This is a genomic window from uncultured Campylobacter sp. (assembly GCF_938045345.1).
In the GTDB taxonomy this organism is placed as follows: domain Bacteria; phylum Campylobacterota; class Campylobacteria; order Campylobacterales; family Campylobacteraceae; genus Campylobacter_B.
In genome coordinates this window covers 1-17,214 of the sequence record NZ_CALIMS010000004.1, presented here as the reverse complement: position 1 = coordinate 17,214, position 17,214 = coordinate 1, and the positions used below count along the sequence as shown (strand labels likewise).

General features: G+C 47.8%; 18 protein-coding genes. 9 read left to right on the top strand and 9 right to left on the bottom strand.

Translation table 11 applies throughout. The features are described from left to right. The first annotated feature begins 4 nt into the window (after positions 1 to 4). Positions 5 to 769, top strand: a complete 765-nt coding sequence (locus tag Q0144_RS00400; RefSeq protein WP_298060834.1) for a hypothetical protein — start codon at positions 5 to 7, stop codon at positions 767 to 769. A gap of 247 nt (positions 770 to 1,016) precedes the next feature. Here Q0144_RS00400 and Q0144_RS00395 read toward each other — a convergent pair whose 3' ends face one another. From Q0144_RS00395 to Q0144_RS00370, 6 genes are all read right to left on the bottom strand, one after another. After that, a complete protein-coding gene (locus Q0144_RS00395; RefSeq protein WP_298060832.1) occupies positions 1,017 to 1,823 on the bottom strand; it encodes a hypothetical protein in 807 nt (268 codons plus the stop codon). Between the two features lie 42 nt (positions 1,824 to 1,865). Further along, positions 1,866 to 2,222, bottom strand: coding sequence for an MmcQ/YjbR family DNA-binding protein (locus tag Q0144_RS00390; RefSeq protein ID WP_298060829.1), 357 nt, complete (start codon positions 2,220 to 2,222; stop codon positions 1,866 to 1,868). Next, positions 2,219 to 3,421, bottom strand: coding sequence for a replication-associated recombination protein A (locus Q0144_RS00385; RefSeq protein ID WP_298060827.1), 1,203 nt, complete (start codon positions 3,419 to 3,421; stop codon positions 2,219 to 2,221). Before Q0144_RS00385 ends, Q0144_RS00390 begins: the two co-directional genes overlap by 4 nt. Before the next feature lie 703 nt (positions 3,422 to 4,124). Continuing rightward, a complete protein-coding gene (gene cysK, locus Q0144_RS00380; protein WP_298060825.1) occupies positions 4,125 to 5,039 on the bottom strand; it encodes a cysteine synthase A in 915 nt (304 codons plus the stop codon). A 9-nt stretch (positions 5,040 to 5,048) separates the two neighbouring features. Next, entirely contained in the window at positions 5,049 to 5,462 is a 414-nt protein-coding gene (locus tag Q0144_RS00375; protein ID WP_298060823.1) for an Rrf2 family transcriptional regulator, read from the bottom strand. Further along, positions 5,462 to 6,733: an aminotransferase class I/II-fold pyridoxal phosphate-dependent enzyme gene (locus Q0144_RS00370; RefSeq protein WP_298060822.1), complete on the bottom strand. Its 1,272-nt coding sequence runs from the start codon at positions 6,731 to 6,733 to the stop codon at positions 5,462 to 5,464. Before Q0144_RS00370 ends, Q0144_RS00375 begins: the two co-directional genes overlap by 1 nt. Positions 6,734 to 6,925: 192 nt before the next feature. On the opposite strand from Q0144_RS00370, the gene Q0144_RS00365 reads away from it, so the two are divergent. From Q0144_RS00365 to Q0144_RS00335, 7 genes are all read left to right on the top strand, one after another. Continuing rightward, on the top strand, positions 6,926 to 7,285 hold the full coding sequence (locus Q0144_RS00365) for a hypothetical protein (protein WP_298060965.1): 360 nt from the start codon (positions 6,926 to 6,928) through the stop codon (positions 7,283 to 7,285). Next, a complete protein-coding gene (locus tag Q0144_RS00360; protein WP_298060820.1) occupies positions 7,286 to 8,200 on the top strand; it encodes an HAD family hydrolase in 915 nt (304 codons plus the stop codon). A 127-nt stretch (positions 8,201 to 8,327) separates the two neighbouring features. Next, on the top strand, positions 8,328 to 8,543 hold the full coding sequence (locus Q0144_RS00355) for a hypothetical protein (protein WP_298060817.1): 216 nt from the start codon (positions 8,328 to 8,330) through the stop codon (positions 8,541 to 8,543). 593 nt (positions 8,544 to 9,136) lie between these two features. Next, positions 9,137 to 9,382: a DUF2018 family protein gene (locus tag Q0144_RS00350; RefSeq protein WP_291936998.1), complete on the top strand. Its 246-nt coding sequence runs from the start codon at positions 9,137 to 9,139 to the stop codon at positions 9,380 to 9,382. A 1-nt stretch (position 9,383) separates the two neighbouring features. Next, complete coding sequence (locus Q0144_RS00345; protein ID WP_298060814.1) at positions 9,384 to 10,376, top strand: polyprenyl synthetase family protein; 993 nt, start codon at positions 9,384 to 9,386, stop codon at positions 10,374 to 10,376. Then, positions 10,376 to 11,932, top strand: a complete 1,557-nt coding sequence (gene hemA / locus Q0144_RS00340) for a glutamyl-tRNA reductase (protein ID WP_298060813.1) — start codon at positions 10,376 to 10,378, stop codon at positions 11,930 to 11,932. Before Q0144_RS00345 ends, hemA begins: the two co-directional genes overlap by 1 nt. Beyond that, on the top strand, positions 11,922 to 13,631 hold the full coding sequence (locus tag Q0144_RS00335) for a proline--tRNA ligase (RefSeq protein ID WP_298060810.1): 1,710 nt from the start codon (positions 11,922 to 11,924) through the stop codon (positions 13,629 to 13,631). Before hemA ends, Q0144_RS00335 begins: the two co-directional genes overlap by 11 nt. A 96-nt stretch (positions 13,632 to 13,727) precedes the next feature. Here Q0144_RS00335 and Q0144_RS00330 read toward each other — a convergent pair whose 3' ends face one another. Beyond that, positions 13,728 to 14,144 carry a cyclophilin-like fold protein gene (locus Q0144_RS00330; protein WP_298060808.1) on the bottom strand — a complete coding sequence of 139 codons (417 nt, stop codon included), beginning with the start codon at positions 14,142 to 14,144 and terminating at the stop codon, positions 13,728 to 13,730. A 54-nt stretch (positions 14,145 to 14,198) separates the two neighbouring features. Then, positions 14,199 to 15,218 carry an alpha/beta hydrolase gene (locus Q0144_RS00325; RefSeq protein WP_298060805.1) on the bottom strand — a complete coding sequence of 340 codons (1,020 nt, stop codon included), beginning with the start codon at positions 15,216 to 15,218 and terminating at the stop codon, positions 14,199 to 14,201. A gap of 226 nt (positions 15,219 to 15,444) precedes the next feature. Between Q0144_RS00325 and Q0144_RS00320 the strand changes: the two genes are divergently transcribed. After that, entirely contained in the window at positions 15,445 to 16,350 is a 906-nt protein-coding gene (locus Q0144_RS00320; protein WP_298060802.1) for an AraC family transcriptional regulator, read from the top strand. 90 nt (positions 16,351 to 16,440) lie between these two features. Here the strand turns inward: Q0144_RS00320 and Q0144_RS00315 are convergent, their stop codons facing one another. Beyond that, entirely contained in the window at positions 16,441 to 17,019 is a 579-nt protein-coding gene (locus Q0144_RS00315; RefSeq protein ID WP_298060799.1) for an NAD(P)H-dependent oxidoreductase, read from the bottom strand. Positions 17,020 to 17,214: the final 195 nt, after the last annotated feature.

The following is a 17,214-nucleotide window of genomic DNA, read 5'->3' as shown; positions in this document are numbered from 1 at the left end:
AATTTTGAGCTTATTCAGATTTTTTAAAACGGCAGGATTTTCAAAAATTTTTGCTCCTCTAATACTTTGCGCAAGCTGCGCGTTAAGCCTAAACGCCAGCCCCAATGAGGAGCTCGTCCGCTCGCTGTTTAGCGACACAAACTTCGATAAAAATCTTTATTTTAAAGGCGAGATGAGAAGCTATTTAAAGCGTAAATTCTACGCGGCGGATAACTATAGCGAAATCACGGTTGCTCCGCTTGGACGAAGCGACGAATTTAGCGAGATTTTTCACGTATTTTTGGGCTCTAAAGAGAAGCACTTCGATCTTTACGTCTATACTAAGGAGGACGGGATCTACGCCGTGCGAGTTTTAGCGCAAACCGCCATTATTGAGGCTATCGTAAGCGAATATGAAAAATTTAGCGAGGCGCAAAAACGGGAGTTTGAGCAAAGAACTGATGCAGATATCGTAAATTTAAAGCTAATCTTGGCGCCCGATAAAGAGCTTGTGGGGTTCGGCAAACAAAACCTAGCGGCATTTGAAAAAATTTACGAGCTTTACGCTAGCGGTGAGTCCGAGCGCGCTAAAGCAGAGATCAAAAGCCTGCATCTCTCTCACGCCGAGACGAGCGGCAAAAGATTTATGCTACTCATCGGTGGGGTCACCGATAACTCCGTGGGCTTTTTGCGGGTGCAAGATGAGGCGGATCTGCCGCAAATGAGCCCTAGCGAGTTTATAATGATAGAAAAAATTGCGCCGAATTGGTATCTTTTTAAAACCACATAAAAAGCCGCGCCGCAAGCGGGTTTGAAGCTTCGCGGCGATCTAAATTTAAAAGCAGTACCCGCACCTTAACCATACCGCCGATCAAAAATCGCGCGAATTTTAAATTTAAAAAGACGATCTGTAAATTCCGCACGCCGTAAATTTTTAAAGAATTTTAAAATTTTTTGAAGTCTAAATTTAAACAAAATATCGCCAAAGCGCACCTCGTCTCACTAAATTTAGAATCAAAAGGCGAGATGGCGCAGCCTTAAACGCCACCCGGCCCAGGCTTAAACTGCGCAAAGTCCACTCCCGTCGCGTCCAAAACCACCCGCGAATAAAAATAGAGGCTGTAAAATAGCTCATCGTCGTAAAAGTACTCCTCCCAGCGCTCCTCGTCATTCTCATCGCTCTGCGGCCACAGATATTTTTCCGCAAGCATATCCGAAAAGTTCGCCAGCGGCGCTGCGTGCGAGATCTTATCGGCATCATCGCAAATCTCAATCATAAACGCAAAAAATCCGCCGAGTTTGGTCGCAATAAACTCGGCCGCTTCATTTTCGCCGCTTCTGCCCGCCGCAATGTTTCGCTTTTTGCCCGCTACAGCGTGTGCTTGCATAAAGATGCGCGCCAAAAACAGCAGCGCAAAAGGGGTTGCGTGCCAAAACGAGCTTTGATGCTCTATCTTGTTAAAAATCTTGCTAAGCGCGTCCTGGGCGGCTTTAATATCAAATTTCTCCCGCTCGCTCGCATCCGAGCCCTTATCCGCCGCGCTCGTTTTAAATTTACTCGCCGCACTCGCTTTAAATTTTATCGCCGCGCTATCCGCACTCTTAAATTCCACCTCGCCGCACTTCGCCGCGTCTGTTTTAAGCTCCGTCTCTCCGCCCGCTTTAAATTTCGCAGCCTCGTTATCCGCCTTTTGAAATTTGGACTCGCTCGTTTGCGCTAAATTTACGGAATTTTGCGCCGCGCCGCATCTTGCTGCATCCGTAGAATTTTGCCAGCAACCGGGCTTGCTTTTTAAATTTTGCCCTGCGTCGGGCTCACTTTTTAAATTTTGCTCGCCACCCAAACCGCGCGCCGAATTTCAAGAGCCAAGCTAAAGCGCAAAATTCTACCTCGTAAGCTCCCTACTTTGCTCGATTAGATCCTCGATCTGTTCGCGCGGCACCGCATCAAGGCAGACGCTAATCCAGTGCTTTTTATTCATATGATAGGCTGCAAAAATTCCTTTTTCATCGCGCAAGATCGCCGCCAAATCAGGCTTTATCTTTAAATTTATCACATCGCTTGAGCCAGGAAGTGCGCGACCGAGCTTTTCGTTTGCAAGCCCGCGCATCAGAAGTGCAAACCACTTGCGCTTCCCTCCTGCGTGACGGAAAACCGCAAAATTCGGATATCCATCCCACAGATACTCGCCGTCCGCACCATAGCGCTGCTTCATTAGTTTTAGGACGCTGCTGAAGTTCATTCTCGTTCCTTAATATCGATCTTTTCTCTGCGCAATCGCGCCAGCCACTCATCCAGCGTCTTTTCAAAGCCGATCCCCTTGCTTTCGTAAAATTTCGCCGCCTCGCTCATATAGGCCTGCTCGACCCAGCCGCCGAAGTCGTGCGGGTATTTGTAGTCTGCGATCTGCTTGTCCGAGTTGATGAGATAGCGCGGCGTAGGTAGCGGAGCGGCGGAGCGGACGAACTTCAAAGCGGCGTTGATGCCCAAATACGCCGCATTTGATTTGGGGCTGTGCGCCAGATAGATCGCGCATTGCCCCAAGATAATGCGAGCTTCGGGGTAGCCGATCTTGCTGACGGCAGTTAGCGTGCTGGCGGCGATATTTAGGGCGTTTGGATTGGCATTGCCGATATCCTCGCTAGCTAGGATCACCATCCTACGCGCGATAAAATCCGCGCTCTCGCCCGCATCTATCAGCCTCGCGACGTAATACAGCGCGGCGTCGGCGTCGCTTCCGCGTAGGCTTTTGATCATCGCGCTTGCTAGCTCATAATGCACGTCGTCGCTGCTAACGCCTGCAGCTACGGCATTTGCACGCAGCGTGCGAAGCGTATCCAGCGTAATGGCGCTGTCTGCCAAAAGTGCAAATTCCAGCAGATTCAACATACTCCTTGCATCGCCGCTGCTGGAGTTTAGCAGGTATTTTCGCGCCTCCTCGTCCATCTCAAAACCGATCTCGCCCTGCACCCGCGCCAGAAGCGCCTCCAAATCCTCATAGCTAAGCGGCTCGAACTCAAAGATCATCGAGCGCGAGCGGATGCCGCTACTTAGCACGAACTGCGGATTTTCCGTCGTCGCGCCGATGATAATCGCGGCGTAGTTTTCCATCGGGATTAGCAGCACCTCCTGCTGCGTCTTACTGAGGCGGTGGATCTCGTCGATGAAAATGAGCGGCTTGATGAGCGAGCCGGCGTGCGAGGATAGAATTTTGCGGATATCCTCGACTTTCAGGCTCGTGGCGTCAAGCTCGTAAAAATCGTAGTTCAGCTCGCTTGCGATCACGCGCGCCATAGTCGTTTTACCGCTGCCTGCGGCGCCGAAAAATATACTGTGCGGGATGCTGCCTGCGGCGACGAATTTTTTAAAAACCGCCACGATCTTGCCCTGCCCCACGATCTGCTCTAGGCTTTTGGGGCGAAATTTCAAGCTCAAACTCATTTTGCAACCTTAAAAATTTTGCCCCGATGATAGCGTTTTTATGATTAAATTTTAAAATTCGGCTAAATTTAAAGAGCGGGATTTTGAAATTTTATTTACAGCGGAGTTTAGAATTTATGCACGGCGCGGACTTAAAATTTGCGCCGCGTCGTGAGCTTTAAAATTTCAGTAGAATTTTAAAATTTTATGCCGCGCGTACGGACGGCGATTAAAATTTTGCTTCAAGAACGGATCGCGCAGATTTGGCGAGCTTGGCGACTTTAAATTTAATGCCCCGCGCTACGCGGTCGCGCCGTCATACATAGCGCGCCCGAAATCAGCTCGGCGCGCAAGATAAAATTTTAAAATTTAGCCCTATTTTAGGGCTAAATTTTATCTCGCGGCGGGCGGCGAGCTGATAAATAAACAAATCAATAAACGTAAAATCGACAAAGCAAAAAAAATCGCGATGCTCACATAAACTCATCGCGCAACCATCGCAACTATCGCCGCGCCCGCGCAGAAATTATCGCATAAATCTATCGCCTACGTAACGCAAAAAATGTAAAATATAATCGCGCATTGTCGCAATAACCCGCGCGATCGCGCAAAACTCATCGCGCCGATTCTAGTACCTGCGTAAAATTTAATCTCGCGAAGCTGTACGCCAGCGTAAAATGCGTAAAATTACCGCGCTAACGCCGCACTGGCGCAAAACTGCTGTCTATTTAAAAAGCTCGGTAGAAAGATACCTCTCGCCGGTATCGCAGAGGATCGTAACGATCACTTTGCCCTTGTTTTCGGGCTTGGCGGCGATCTGCGCGGCTGCGTAAACGTTCGCACCGCTTGAGATGCCCACGAGCAAGCCCTCTTTTTGTGCCAGCTGTCTAGCTGCCGCAAACGCATCGTCGTTCTCAACGCTCAAAAAGCCGTCGATGACGCTTCTATCAAGATTATCAGGGATAAAATTTGCGCCGATGCCCTGAATTTTATGGCCGCCCGCACTACCGCACGTAAGAAGCGGCGAACTAGCAGGCTCCACGCCGTAGGCTTTTAGGTTTGGATTTTTAGATTTTAAAAATTTCGCCGTGCCGCTGAGCGTGCCGCCGGTACCAAATCCCGCGACTAAAATATCTACCTTACCGCCGCTTTGCTCCCAAATTTCAGGTCCAGTGCTTTGAAAATGCGCCTTTGGATTGCTCGGGTTATCAAACTGGCTCGGGATGAAGCTATTTGGAGTGTTTGATGCTAGCTCATTTGCTCTATCTACCGCGCCTTTCATTCCAAATTTCGGGTCGGTCAGCTCGATTTTAGCGCCGAATGCCGCGATGAGCTTTTGGCGCTCGATACTCATCGAGCTTGGCATCGTTAAAATTAGCTTCATACCGAGCTTTGCCGCGATCATCGCAAGCCCCACACCCGTGTTTCCGCTGGTAGGCTCTATCAAAACGCTATTTTTGTCGATCTTGCCCGAGCTTAGCGCGTCTTTTACGATCTGCCACGCGATGCGATCCTTGACCGAGTGGCTTGGATTTAAAAATTCCGCCTTGGCTAGGATGAGGGCATTTTTGCCAAACGTATTGATTCTGACTAACGGAGTATTGCCGATGAGCTCCGTAACATCGTTTGCTATTTTCATATTTTTCCTTTAAATGCTGAAATTTAAATACTGGACGCTTCGCGCCATCATCTCCTCGTAGCTGCTTAGAGGCTCGTTAAATATCTCTGCCAGCTTGACGTCAAATTTCTCAAAAAACGCCCGCAGTCCGGGATCACTCATCTGAATGCTAGTCACCCGCAGATCCTTTTCAAGAGCGGTAAAAATTTCACCGAAAGTAATCTCGCTAGCATCTCTGGCTAGGTGATAGCCGCCATTTTTACCTTTGATGCTACACACTAGCTTCTCGTTTCTAAGGGTATTTAGAATTTGCTCCAAATAATTCTTAGAAACTCCCGTACGCTCGGCGATCTCTTTTATACTTATCGGCGCTACTTCGCTAGCTTTGGCGATCTGCAAAATCGCAGCCAGCCCATAAACGCCCTTTGTGCTTAAAAGTGCCATTATTTCAGTGCCTCACTAAGATCGGAAATCAAATCATTCGCGTCCTCTATACCCACGCTTAGGCGGATTAAGCTCGCAGGCACGCCAGCGCGGTTTAGCTGCTCCTCGTTTAGCTGCGAATGCGTCGTGCTCGCAGGATGAGTGATGATCGACTTCGTATCGCCGATATTTGCTACGACGGAGAAAATTTTAACCTTACTAACCGCTTTTAGCGCTGTTTCTTCGCTATCTACGATGAAGCTCATCAGACTGCTTGCATAGCCGTTTTTAAATTTTGCTTTGATTGCGGCATTAAACGGCGAGCTTGCAAGCCCCGGATAATTAACCTGCTTTACCTTCGGATGATTTTGCAAAAATTCTGCTATCTTTAGCGCGTTTTGCGAGTGTTTTTGCATGCGAAGCGGCAGTGTTTCAAGCCCCTGGATAAGCTGAAACGCGTTAAACGGCGATAGCGTCGCACCAATATCGCGAAGCAGGGACAAGCGAATCCTAAGCGTATAAATGTCGAAATTATCTACTAAATCTGCATAAACTAAGCCGTGGTAGCTCTCATCGGGCTCGTTGAAATGTGCGTAACGCGGATTGCCTTTGAGTTTGGAATTTAACCCCTTGCCCGAAACGATTGCACCAGCGATACTAAGCCCCTGTCCGCTTATATATTTGCTAGCGCTGTGGATTACGACATCGGCGCCGTCATCAAGCGGATTGTAAAGCGCAGGGCTTGGGATCGTGTTATCCGCAATCGTTACTACGCCGTGCTTATTTGCGATTGTAGCGATTTTAGCGGTATTTGCAACCGAAATTTGAGGATTTGAAAGCGTCTCAAAAAAGATCGCTCTAGTCTTATCGTCGATTAAACCTTCCAAATTATCTGCCGTTTCGGAGTCAAAAACCCTAGCTTCGATGCCGAAACGCTTGATCGTATGCGCCAAAAGCGTAGTTGCGCCACCGTAAATTTTCTCGGCGATGATAATATTTTCGCCCGCCGCGGCTAAATTTGCCACCGCAAAAAATATTGCCGCCTGCCCACTAGAGACCGCGATTGCGGCTTTGCCGTTTTCCAGCGCCGCAAGTCGCGCCTCAAAAACATCAGTAGTAGGATTTGTCAAACGCCCATAGATCGGTCCTAGATCGCGAAGTGCGAAGCGATCGGCAGCCTTTTTGCTCGTGCCAAAGTTAAACGCGGTGCTTTGATAAATGGGAACTGCCATCGTGCCGTAGCCTGCGACGGAGTCGTAACCGAAGTGAGTTGCGAGGGTTTCTTTTTGCATTTTCGTCCTTTGTAAAAAATTTGGTGAATAATAGCTAAATTTTAAAATAAAGTCAAGTATTTTTATATGGTTTTAAAATGCCTATAATAACGGGATTTATAGAAAAAATATTATTAAAATATAGTTTTACAATATGCGTAATTTTGCCAAAATTTCGAATTTTGCTATAATGCGCGCTTTAATTAAGGAAAGATCATGCAAATCAAAGAAAAAGATGAGCGCGTTAAATATATCCGCGCGTTAGAACGCTTCGTAAAATCCGCCGTAGCACTGCTAAAGCGCGAGGATTTCGACGCAGAGCTTTTTACGAAGCGAATAGCTAAAAACTACGAAATTTTATCTAAAGCGGCCGCTACAAATCTCGATAGTCCCTACACCAAAGCGCTTGAGAGCTTTGCTAAAAACGTCCTTGATGCTAGCGAGGCAGGACAGATCAGCGATGCTGCGTTTAGATCGGCGCTACAGCATGAAGCAAACGCCCTGCAAAAGCTCAAAAACAATAAAAGTTACAAAAAAGACAAGCATAAAATCGATTTTTTAAAGGATTATTAGATGAAAACCGTGATTTTTGATATGGATGGCACGCTGCTCGACTCCTCGCGCGCGATCGAAATCAGCGTCAATAACACTCGCCGCGAGCTCTATGGCCTAGAACCACTGCAAAAGAATTTCATCGTCCACACCATCAACGATCCAAGCAAAAACGCCTTTTTGGAATTTTACGGCAAAACCGAAGCGAGCGCCGAGGAGCTTGCGTTTTTCGAGAAGGAATTCGTAAGCAATTACCGCGATCTTGCCGTGCTTTACGAGGGTATCGAAGATCTTTTGCACTCGTGCAAAAAAGCGGGATTTTTTCTCGCAGTCGCCTCCAATGCGCCTTCCTACACCCTAAGCGCGATCTTAGAAAAAACGGGCGTGCACAGGCTATTCGATCTGGTCGTAGGCGCGAACGAGCAGATGCCATCAAAACCCAACCCTGCGATGCTGCTACACGTAATTGCATGCTCGCCGCACAAAAACGCGATTTTTTTAGGCGATAGCAAAAAGGATGAGTTGGCCGCGATCCGTGGCGCAGAATTTTTACAAAATTTAGAATTTCAAGGCGGCAATGACGGCGAGAGCTTAAATGCTAGCCGTGGCACTAATAAAAAGAATTTTAGCGCTAGCAGCGGAAGCTTAAGCTCTTGCGGCGAAAATCTTAACGCGGATGAAAAATTCCGCCCTAACGACTCGGGCGCTGGCGAGGCGGCAACGCTAAGCTTTAAAGGCGCTAAAATTTCCGCAAAAGCAGAAGCGACGGAGAACGCACAAGCTGCGGCAGTACGATGCTTTCAAGCAAATTTGGCAGATCTAAGAGGCGCAAAACTTGAGTATTTGCAGGTATGCTGGGGGTTTGGCGAGCCTAGCGAACTAAGTCGCAATGCCCTAAGCATCGCGCAAGCGCGCGAAATCATCGGCGGAATTTAAAGCAGCCCGGCTTTTGAGGCATAGCTAAATTAAAAGTAGTATTGCAGCAGGGCAAAATTACGCTTAACTCTTAAAACGGAGCAAATTCCATCCTCGCGCGCAACGTAAGCGAAATTAAAATTTAAAAATGATCCTTGCGCGAAAAATTCCACTAGCACGAGAAACTGGGATTTCATCTGCGCGAGTGGAATTTAAAATTTTAAAAGTAGCTTTTGTAGTGCGCGATTTTATCTACGTGAAAAATGAAATTCTATCTGTAAAAGGTGGCGGAATTTTAAAATTTAAAGACGCCCTCTCGCGGCTTAATTTAAAATTTGCCTCGAAAGCTAGACTTAAAATTTAATGCAAACGCGATTTTAGCATTCTACCGCGTCCATGAAATTTCAAATTCTCGCAAAGCGGCGGAATTTTAGAATTTTAAAAAGCCTGATCTGTGTTATGCACGCGATTAGACTTTGTGAGAATAGAATTTATCCGCCGCTCAGAAATCAAGATTTTACCGCATAAGCAAAGCGAAAATCCTCTCCGCCTACGCGAAATCCAAGAATTGTAGCGCTCAAACAAAGCGGAATTCTATCCACTCACGCGAAATCCAAAATTTCACTCGCGCCACAGAAGTTTAAAATTTTCGCAAAAAAATAAAGCTGCTTATCTGTAAATTTAAAATTCCGCCTTCTGCAAAGCTTCGCGTTTAATCTGCCACGCAACCAAGATTAAATTTTTAAATTCCGCTCGCTCTGCCTATCTCGCAAACAAGTAAAATTTTAAAATTTATATATTCAAAGCCCAAAATCCCGCGCTTAAGCTTAAAATTTACCGCACGCAAGCACAAGATCTGCGTAATCGCCCTTGTTTAAAAGCCCCCGATAGTTTGCCGCGTCCTAACCTAAATTAAATTTTACATTTGCTATAATCGCGAAATTTTAAGGAAGGTAAATGGATATTTTTGAAGGCAGCCCAAGAGAGAAATTTTTTGAAATTTTATCCGCTGCAAGCCCTACTTTAGTGCAAAACGAAATCGAAGAAGCTCTAATCCGCCTCATCGCCTGTGAGCGGCTCTGCGAAGCGCGCGGCATTAGCGAGCGCGAGATCGAAAGCTTCATCGCGCAGCAGGATCTACAAGACGAGCTAAACGACAAATTTTTGCAAATAAGCGGAAATATCCTAAGCAACGACGAGTAAAATGCAAGATCAAATTGATTTAATCATGAAAAGCTTCATCGCAGACTGCGGCTACGAGCCCGCTAGCGAGATGTTTGATAGGCTAAGCCCCGGTAAAAAATTGCGCTCCAAGCTGCTACTAAACATCGCGCAAAAGGATGAAAAATCGCTACGTCTGTGCGCGATCATCGAGCTCATTCAAGCCGCAAGCCTGCTGCACGATGACGTCATCGACGAAAGCTCGGTGCGCCGCGGCAAGCCCTCGATCAACGCCACCTACGGCTCCAAAAACGCCGTGATGCTGGGCGACATACTCTATTCCAAGGCATACTTCGAGCTTTCTAAATTTGAAAGCCGCATCGCCGCCGCGCTTTCGGGCGCCGTCACGAAACTAGCCGTGGGCGAGCTGATGGACGTGAGCTTAAGCAACGATTTCAACGACGATGCGAGCAAATATCTGCAAATGATCTATCTAAAAACCTCCGCTTTGATCGAAGAGGTCGCGCGCTGCGGGGCGTTTTTAAAATTCGGCGGCGCAGAAAATCGCGACGAAATTTCAGATATGAGCGGCGCAAAAAACGAGGGCGAAATTTCAAGCGCCGCGAAAGATCATGATAAAATTTCAAGCGCGAGCGCGAAATTTGGCGAATACGGCAAAAACCTTGGGCTTGCTTTTCAGATAATCGATGATATTTTAGACGTAACGCAAAGCTCAGAAGCGCTCGGCAAGCCGAGCCTGAGCGATTTTGCGGAGGGTAAAACCACCCTGCCCTACATCTATTTGTATGAAAATTTAGATGATTCCGGACGGCAAAAGCTAAAATCGTTTTTTAAAAAACAGCTGCGCGAGAGCGAAATTTCATGGATCAAAGCGAAGCTTAGCGAACACAGCATCATCGAGCGCTGTATAAACGAAGCTCGTGCCTACGGGCAAAAGGCGCTCGAAGCCGTGGCGGAATTTAAAAACGACAAGCTGGAGCAAATCGTGCGAGATATGATAGATAGGGAGTTTTGATGGCGTATATGAGCGTGAGCTTCACCCATAAAAACACCGACATCACGGTGCGCGAGAAACTTTCGTTTTCAAACGACGTGCGCAAGAAAGAAATTTTGCGTCTTTTGGCTTCAAATTCTGCAATAGAGGAGTGTTTGGTGCTTAGCACCTGCAACCGCGTAGAAATTTTTACTGCAGTGGACGACTTCAAAGCAGCCAGCAAATTCGTGCTTTTGGCGCTTTCACGCGTAAGCGGCGTGAGCTACGACGAGCTAGCCGAGCGCGCCGATATTTACGAGGATTACGGCGCGATACACCACCTTTTCGCCGTTGCAGCCTCTCTTGACAGCCTCGTAGTGGGCGAAACTCAGATCGTAGGCCAGCTCAAAGACGCTTTTAAATTTGCCAAACAAAACGCCCACGCGGGCGCGCAGATCGAAAGAGCGATAGATGAAGCGCTAAAGTGCGCGGCGCGCATCCGCAACCAGACCGAAATTTCAAAAAACCCGATCTCAGTTTCAAGCGTCGCCGTGGCGATGGCAAAGGACAGACTGGGCTCTTTGCAGGGCGCGGATGCCGTAGTGCTGGGCGCGGGAGAGATGAGCGAGCTAGCGTGCAAACATCTGCTCGCAAGCGGCGCAAATATCACGATCTTAAATCGAAATTTAGCCGGCGCGCAGAGGCTAGCCGCCTCGCTACTTGGCGATAATTCCTTGGATGCGAAAGATTGCGCGGATGAAAATCCTGGTGCAGGTAAGGATTCGGACGGCTTAAATTCCGGAAATGTCGCGAATTTCGCGGGCGAAAATCCCACGCAAAAACAAAATTCCAAAGACGGCGTAAATTTTAATAAAGAGACTTTTACAGACAGCAATGAATCTCGCATAGCAGGCGAAAATCCCAAGGACGATAAAAATTCCACCGCCTGCGCAAATTCCTCCGCGCAGGTACAATCCCGTATTAAAATCGATAGCCTTGATAATCTCAAAAAATATCTAAACGTAAATAGCCTATTTTTCAGCGCTACGGGCTCGCAGGAGCCGATCATTATCGATAGCTTGCTTGAGCCCAAAAGCTTTAAGCGATATTTTTTCGATATAGCCGTGCCGCGCGACGTAGAGCTTAGCCAAAGCGAGGACGTCGAGGTTTACAGCGTCGATGATCTGGAGGAGATCGTAAAGAAAAATTTGCTGCTTCGCGAGGAGCAGGCGCAGATCGCCTACTCGATCGTGGCGAAATGCACGAATGAATTTTTCAAATGGCTCAAAGCAGCGGCATCCACGCCGATCATCAAAGCTTTGCGCCAAAGCGCGAAACAGGTAGCCGAGCTGGAGCTAGCCAAGGCGCTTAAAAAGGGCTATCTAAAGCACAGCGATGCAGAGGAGGCGCGCAAGCTGATCCATCAGGTTTTTAAAGCGTTTCTGCACGTTCCGACGGTAAATTTAAAAAATCTTGGCGACGCGGATAATGCCGATAACGCGGTAAACGCGCTGGTCGAAATTTTTGAACTGCAAGAAAACTACGAAAAATTTTTAAATCAAGAAAACGAGAAAAAGGACAGACAGAATGAAATTTAGCAAGCTTTTCGCTCCGAGCCTCAAAGAGGCCCCTAGAGACGCGGTACTACCTAGCCACGCGCTTTTGATCCGCGCGGGATTTATCGAGCAGCTGGGCAGCGGGCTTTATAATTTTTTGCCGCTAGGAAAGATAGTGCTGGAGCGGATCTGCGCCGTCATCAGGCAGGAGATGGACGCTACGGGCGCGCAGGAGGTCTCTTTTAGCGTCGTGACGTCCGCGGATGCGTGGAAAAAAAGCGGCCGCTACGCCAAATACGGCAAGGAGCTGCTGCGCTTCAAAGATCGCAAGGATAACGACTTCGTGCTAAGCCCTACCAACGAGGAGGCGGCGGTTTTGATGATCGCGGATAAGATCACGAGCTACAAGCAGCTGCCGCTAAATATCTATCAGATCAATACGAAATTCCGCGACGAGGCGCGCCCTCGCTTCGGACTTCTGCGCGGACGCGAATTTATAATGAAAGATGGCTATAGCTTTCACGCAGACGCTGCGGATATGAAGCGTGAGTTTGAGGTGATGAGGCAGGCGTACTCGCGGATCTTTACGCTACTTGGGTTAAATTTCCGCGCGGTCGATGCGGATAGCGGTGCGATCGGCGGCAGCGGCAGTAAGGAGTTTATGGTGCTAGCGGACAACGGCGAGGACGATATCGTCGTGTGCAAGCGCTGCAAGTATGCCGCAAATATAGAGGCTGCGCGCCGTGCGCCCAAAACCACGAACGCAGCCGCGCCCGAGACCGACGGAATGATGAAATTTAAAACCCCCGCGATGAAAACGATCGATGCGGTGGCGGAATTTTTCAAAGTGGATAAATTCTACACCATCAAAGCGGTGATCAAAAAAGCGCTATATGAGGATCGCAGCGAGATCGTAGCGTTTTTTATCCGCGGCTGCGACGAGCTGCAAGAGACCAAGGCGCAAAACGCCTGCGGCGCGCTTGAGCTAGTCGATGCTAGTGAGGAGGAGATCGCGCAAGCGGGCTTTACGGCGGGCTTTTGCGGACCTTTCGGGCTCGGCGAGGGGGCGAAATTTTATATCGACGCCGAGCTAAAAGGAGCGCGCGAGATGATCGCGGGCGCAAATGAGCCGGATTACCACTACGTGGGCGCTAGCGTGATAAATTTTAACGAATCGCGCTTTGCGGATCTCGCCGCTGTGAGCGAAGGCGACGCGTGTCCGTGCTGCGGCGGCGAGCTTAGCATCACGAAAGGAATCGAGGTAGGCCATATCTTTCAGCTCGGCACGCGCTATTCAGAGCCGATGGGAGCGCGATTTTTGGACGCAAACGGCAAGGCTCGTGCGTTTTACATGGGCTGCTACGGCATCGGTGCAAGCCGTCTCATCGCTGTGGCGATCGAAAGCAGCCACGACGAGCGAGGCTGCATCTGGCCGCGCGAGCTGGCGCCTTTCGAGCTTGAGATCATTATCTCAAATCACAAAGACGCGGCTGCGGTAGAATTTGCCGAGAAACTATACGAGCAGTGCCGTGCGCGCGGAGTTCGCGTGCTACTCGACGATCGCGCGGAGCGTTTCGGCGTAAAGATGAACGACTTCGAGCTGATGGGCTTTCCGTACGCGGTGCTCGCGGGAAAAGCCCTAGCGGAGGGAAGCGTCGAGTTTATTACCCGCACAGGTCTAAAGCGGCAGAGCGTAAGCGCGGATGAAATTTTAAAACTTATCGAGAAGAAATTAGCCTAGAAAAATTAGTAAGCGCGTAAAATTTAGCCCTAAATTTGGGCTAAATTTTGCCGCCTATTTTGAAATTTGCGAGCCGCTTTTGCGGTTACGGCGGATTTATTTTGCTGGCTCTATCCTGATCTGCTCGTCTTTTGCGACCAAGCTCACATCGCCATCTATCACGCCTAGACGTACGATGCCCTCGTAGTAGGGCTGATAGCCGTAGTAGATGACGAAGTTATTCCACGGAGCAAAGTACGAGATCTCGCCTTTTTTGCCATCGCGTCCTTTTGGCTCGCCGCTTACGTCAAGCGGTTTTGGCAGTTTGGCGACCTTTTCGTGTCCGCCGTAGTCGCTTAAATTTAGCGTTAGCGGTAGCTGTGCGGCAAAGCTCCTAGCCACCGCCGTGTCGTCTAAGACAGCAGTGGCTTCGCCGCTAGAGCTTTTTAAAACTATCTTTAAATTACGCATTTTCTCCCCAGCCACTAAATTTAGCCCTGCAAAAAGCATAAAGACGGCTAAAATTTTTCTCATTTTTACCTTCCTTATCTCTCGAATTTACCCCTGCAAAGCGCAGGGGGTGCTTGTTTATTTCAAATTTGCTTTGAAAAATTCCTCAAATTTATCGTATGGGATCTTATTGTTTTTATTGTCATATAGATCCGTATGCACGGCGCCAGGGACGATAACTAGCTCTTTATTTTTGTTGCCAAGCGACTTAAAAGCGTCCTCGCTAAAGTATCTTGAGTGCGCCTTTTCGCCGGCTACGATAAGAGTCGGAGTTCTCATCTCGCTTGCGTAAGCAAGGATCGGCATATTTATAAACGAGATAAGATTTGTAACGATCCAGCCGCTCTCTCCGCTGTTTGAATTTACAGAGCGTTTGTGATATCCGCGCGGCGTGCGGTAAAAGTCCGCATATTCAGCTATAAACTGCGGCGTGCTTGCGTCTATCTTTTTTGGATCAACGTTTATCGCACCAGTATATGCCGGTTTGCCATTTTTAGCATCGACCCAGCGTTGCTCGGCTAGCTTCTTTTTAGTTTTATATCTATCATCGGCGCCTATGCTATCGTTGTAGCCTTTTGCCATCACTCGCGTCATATCATACATCGTGCTGGTTGCAACCGCCTTTATGCGAGGATCGCTAAGAGCTGCGTTTAGAGCAAAACCGCCCCAGCCACATATGCCTAAAATGCCGATCTTATCTCGATCTATATTGCTCTGGGTGCCTAGAAAATCAACCGCCGCGCTAAAATCCTCGGTATTTATCTCTGGGCTTGCTAAATTCCTCGGCACGCCGCCGCTCTCGCCCGTGTAGCTTGGATCAAAGGCAAGTGTGATAAAACCGCGCTCGGCTAGCGTTTGCGCATAAAGTCCGCTTGATTGTTCCTTTACCGCACCAAAAGGTCCGCTAACTGCGATCGCAGCTGCTTTGCCTTTTAAATTTTTAGGCGTATAAAGATCGCCGACTAGCTCCACGCCGTAGCGATTTTTAAATTTGACCTTTTTGTGATCTATTTTGTCGCTTTTGGCGAAAATTTTATCCCACTCGCTAACCATAGAAACCGCCTCTAGCGGTGATTTTGCCACGTTTGCACCTGCCATTGCATTGCCTCCTAAAATAAAACTTGACGTCATAAGCGCCGCCACAAATTTCTTAAGATACATCTTTGTCTTTTCGGTTTTGATTTAGCTTTACAAGCTGTTTTGTAATGTGCATTCTAGCAGGATTTTAAATTTTGCGTTAGAACGATCCTCCAAATTTCATGCCTAATCCTGTAAAATTTCTAAAAAGGGGTATAATTTCATAAAATTTGAGGCGGAAAGCAAGATGAGCGAGCTAAATTTACTAAAAGAGCAGACAAAAGAGTTTTTACTAGATAGATACGGCGTAAACGGCCTTGTTCAAAGCGACATCGACTCGCTTGATTTTTACATCAGCGAAAAGACGCATGATTTTATCAATGTGATCTACAATCCATCTTTGTGCATTATCTTGCAGGGGGCAAAGTCGGTGGGCTTTGGCAATGAGATGAGCGGATACAACGAGCAAAGGTATCTACTCACATCGACCTATATGCCTCTAAGAGTGAGCCTAACCGACGCCTCAAAAGAGAGGCCATATATCTCGCTTACCCTTAATTTTAGCATGGATGAAATTTATGAAGTGCTAAAAAACGTAAAGATTGGAGAAGAAAACATGCAAAAGAGCCAAAAGGGGATATTTTTCGGCGATCTTACGGAGGAGATACTAGAGCCTGTTTTGAGGTTTGTTTGGTTGCTAGAAAAGCCGAAAGAGAAGATCAAATTTCTCTCAGACCTCGCTAAAAAAGAGATCCTTTATACCCTTGTAACAAGCGATAAAAGCGGCTACTTTTTAAATAAATTTGCTATGCAAGGAAGCGTCTCGAATAAAATTTTAAAAGCCGTAGCAAAGATAAAAAACGAATTTACGCAAAAGCTAAATATGAAAGAGGTCGCGCGCGCTTGCGATATGAGCGAGTCGTCGCTATACCATAACTTCAAAATCGTAACCTCGCTAAGTCCCATCGCTTTTCAAAAAAAGATCCGCCTTGAAGAGGCAAAAAATCTGCTCGCGACTAAAAATATCGGCGTAGCGCAGGTCGCCTTTGACGTAGGATACGAGAGCGCGTCGCAGTTTAGCCGCGAATACGCAAGGATGTTTGGCGTACCGCCTAAAATCCATAGCGAAATTCTACGCTCCGGCGTGGCGTGAGTTTAAATTTAGATCAAATTTAACGGCACAAAGGGCAGGGTAAAATTTCTACTGTCTAGCTTATAAATTTGCGCTAAAGTCTGCTTAAATTTAGCCGAAAACCCTTTTTAGATGCGCTTCGTAATCCCTCGTAAAACGCTCTACGTCCGGGTTTTTAATGACGTCGTTGCACATAAAAGTAGGCAGCCTTTTCGTGCCTAAAAACTCGTTGGCTTTATGAAAATGCAAATAAACGCCGTCCACGCCCACGCCCTCGAAAAAATCGCCCGGCTTCTCAAACGCCTGAAGCGGAGCATTCCAAGTAACGCTTAGCATGTGCGATTTGCCCTTTATCAGTCCGCCCGTGCCGTAGCCTTCGTTTGGACTTGCGCTGTGTCGCCCGTCGTTTGCCACTATCTTGCCTATGCCGCCCATAAACACCTCGTCCACGTATTTTTTGACTAGCCAAGGCTCGCCCATCCACCACGCGGGCATCTGCCAGATCACAGCATCCATCCATAGAAATTTTTCTACCTCGCCCTCTATATCGTAGCCCTCATGTATCGTAGTTTCGCGCGTTTCGTGCCCTAGGGACTCTAGCGTCCTTTTTGCTAGATCGTGCAATGTCTTGTTTAGTTTGCCGCCATTGCCGTTAAACGGCGCTCCGCCGTTAATCAGTAATATTTTCATTTTGATCCTTTTGATTAAATTTATCCGTTAGCAGCTTGCCGCGCCTAAATTTAAATTCTGCCTTGCGCCTTATACGCGAACGCAAGCGTAAATTTTTCGAAGCGCTTATTGCTAAATTTTACTTTCACGCCGCAGTTTAACGCCCTAAAATTTCAAATTTATCGCCGTGCACCGCGATCGCTTCGGCGTTATTTA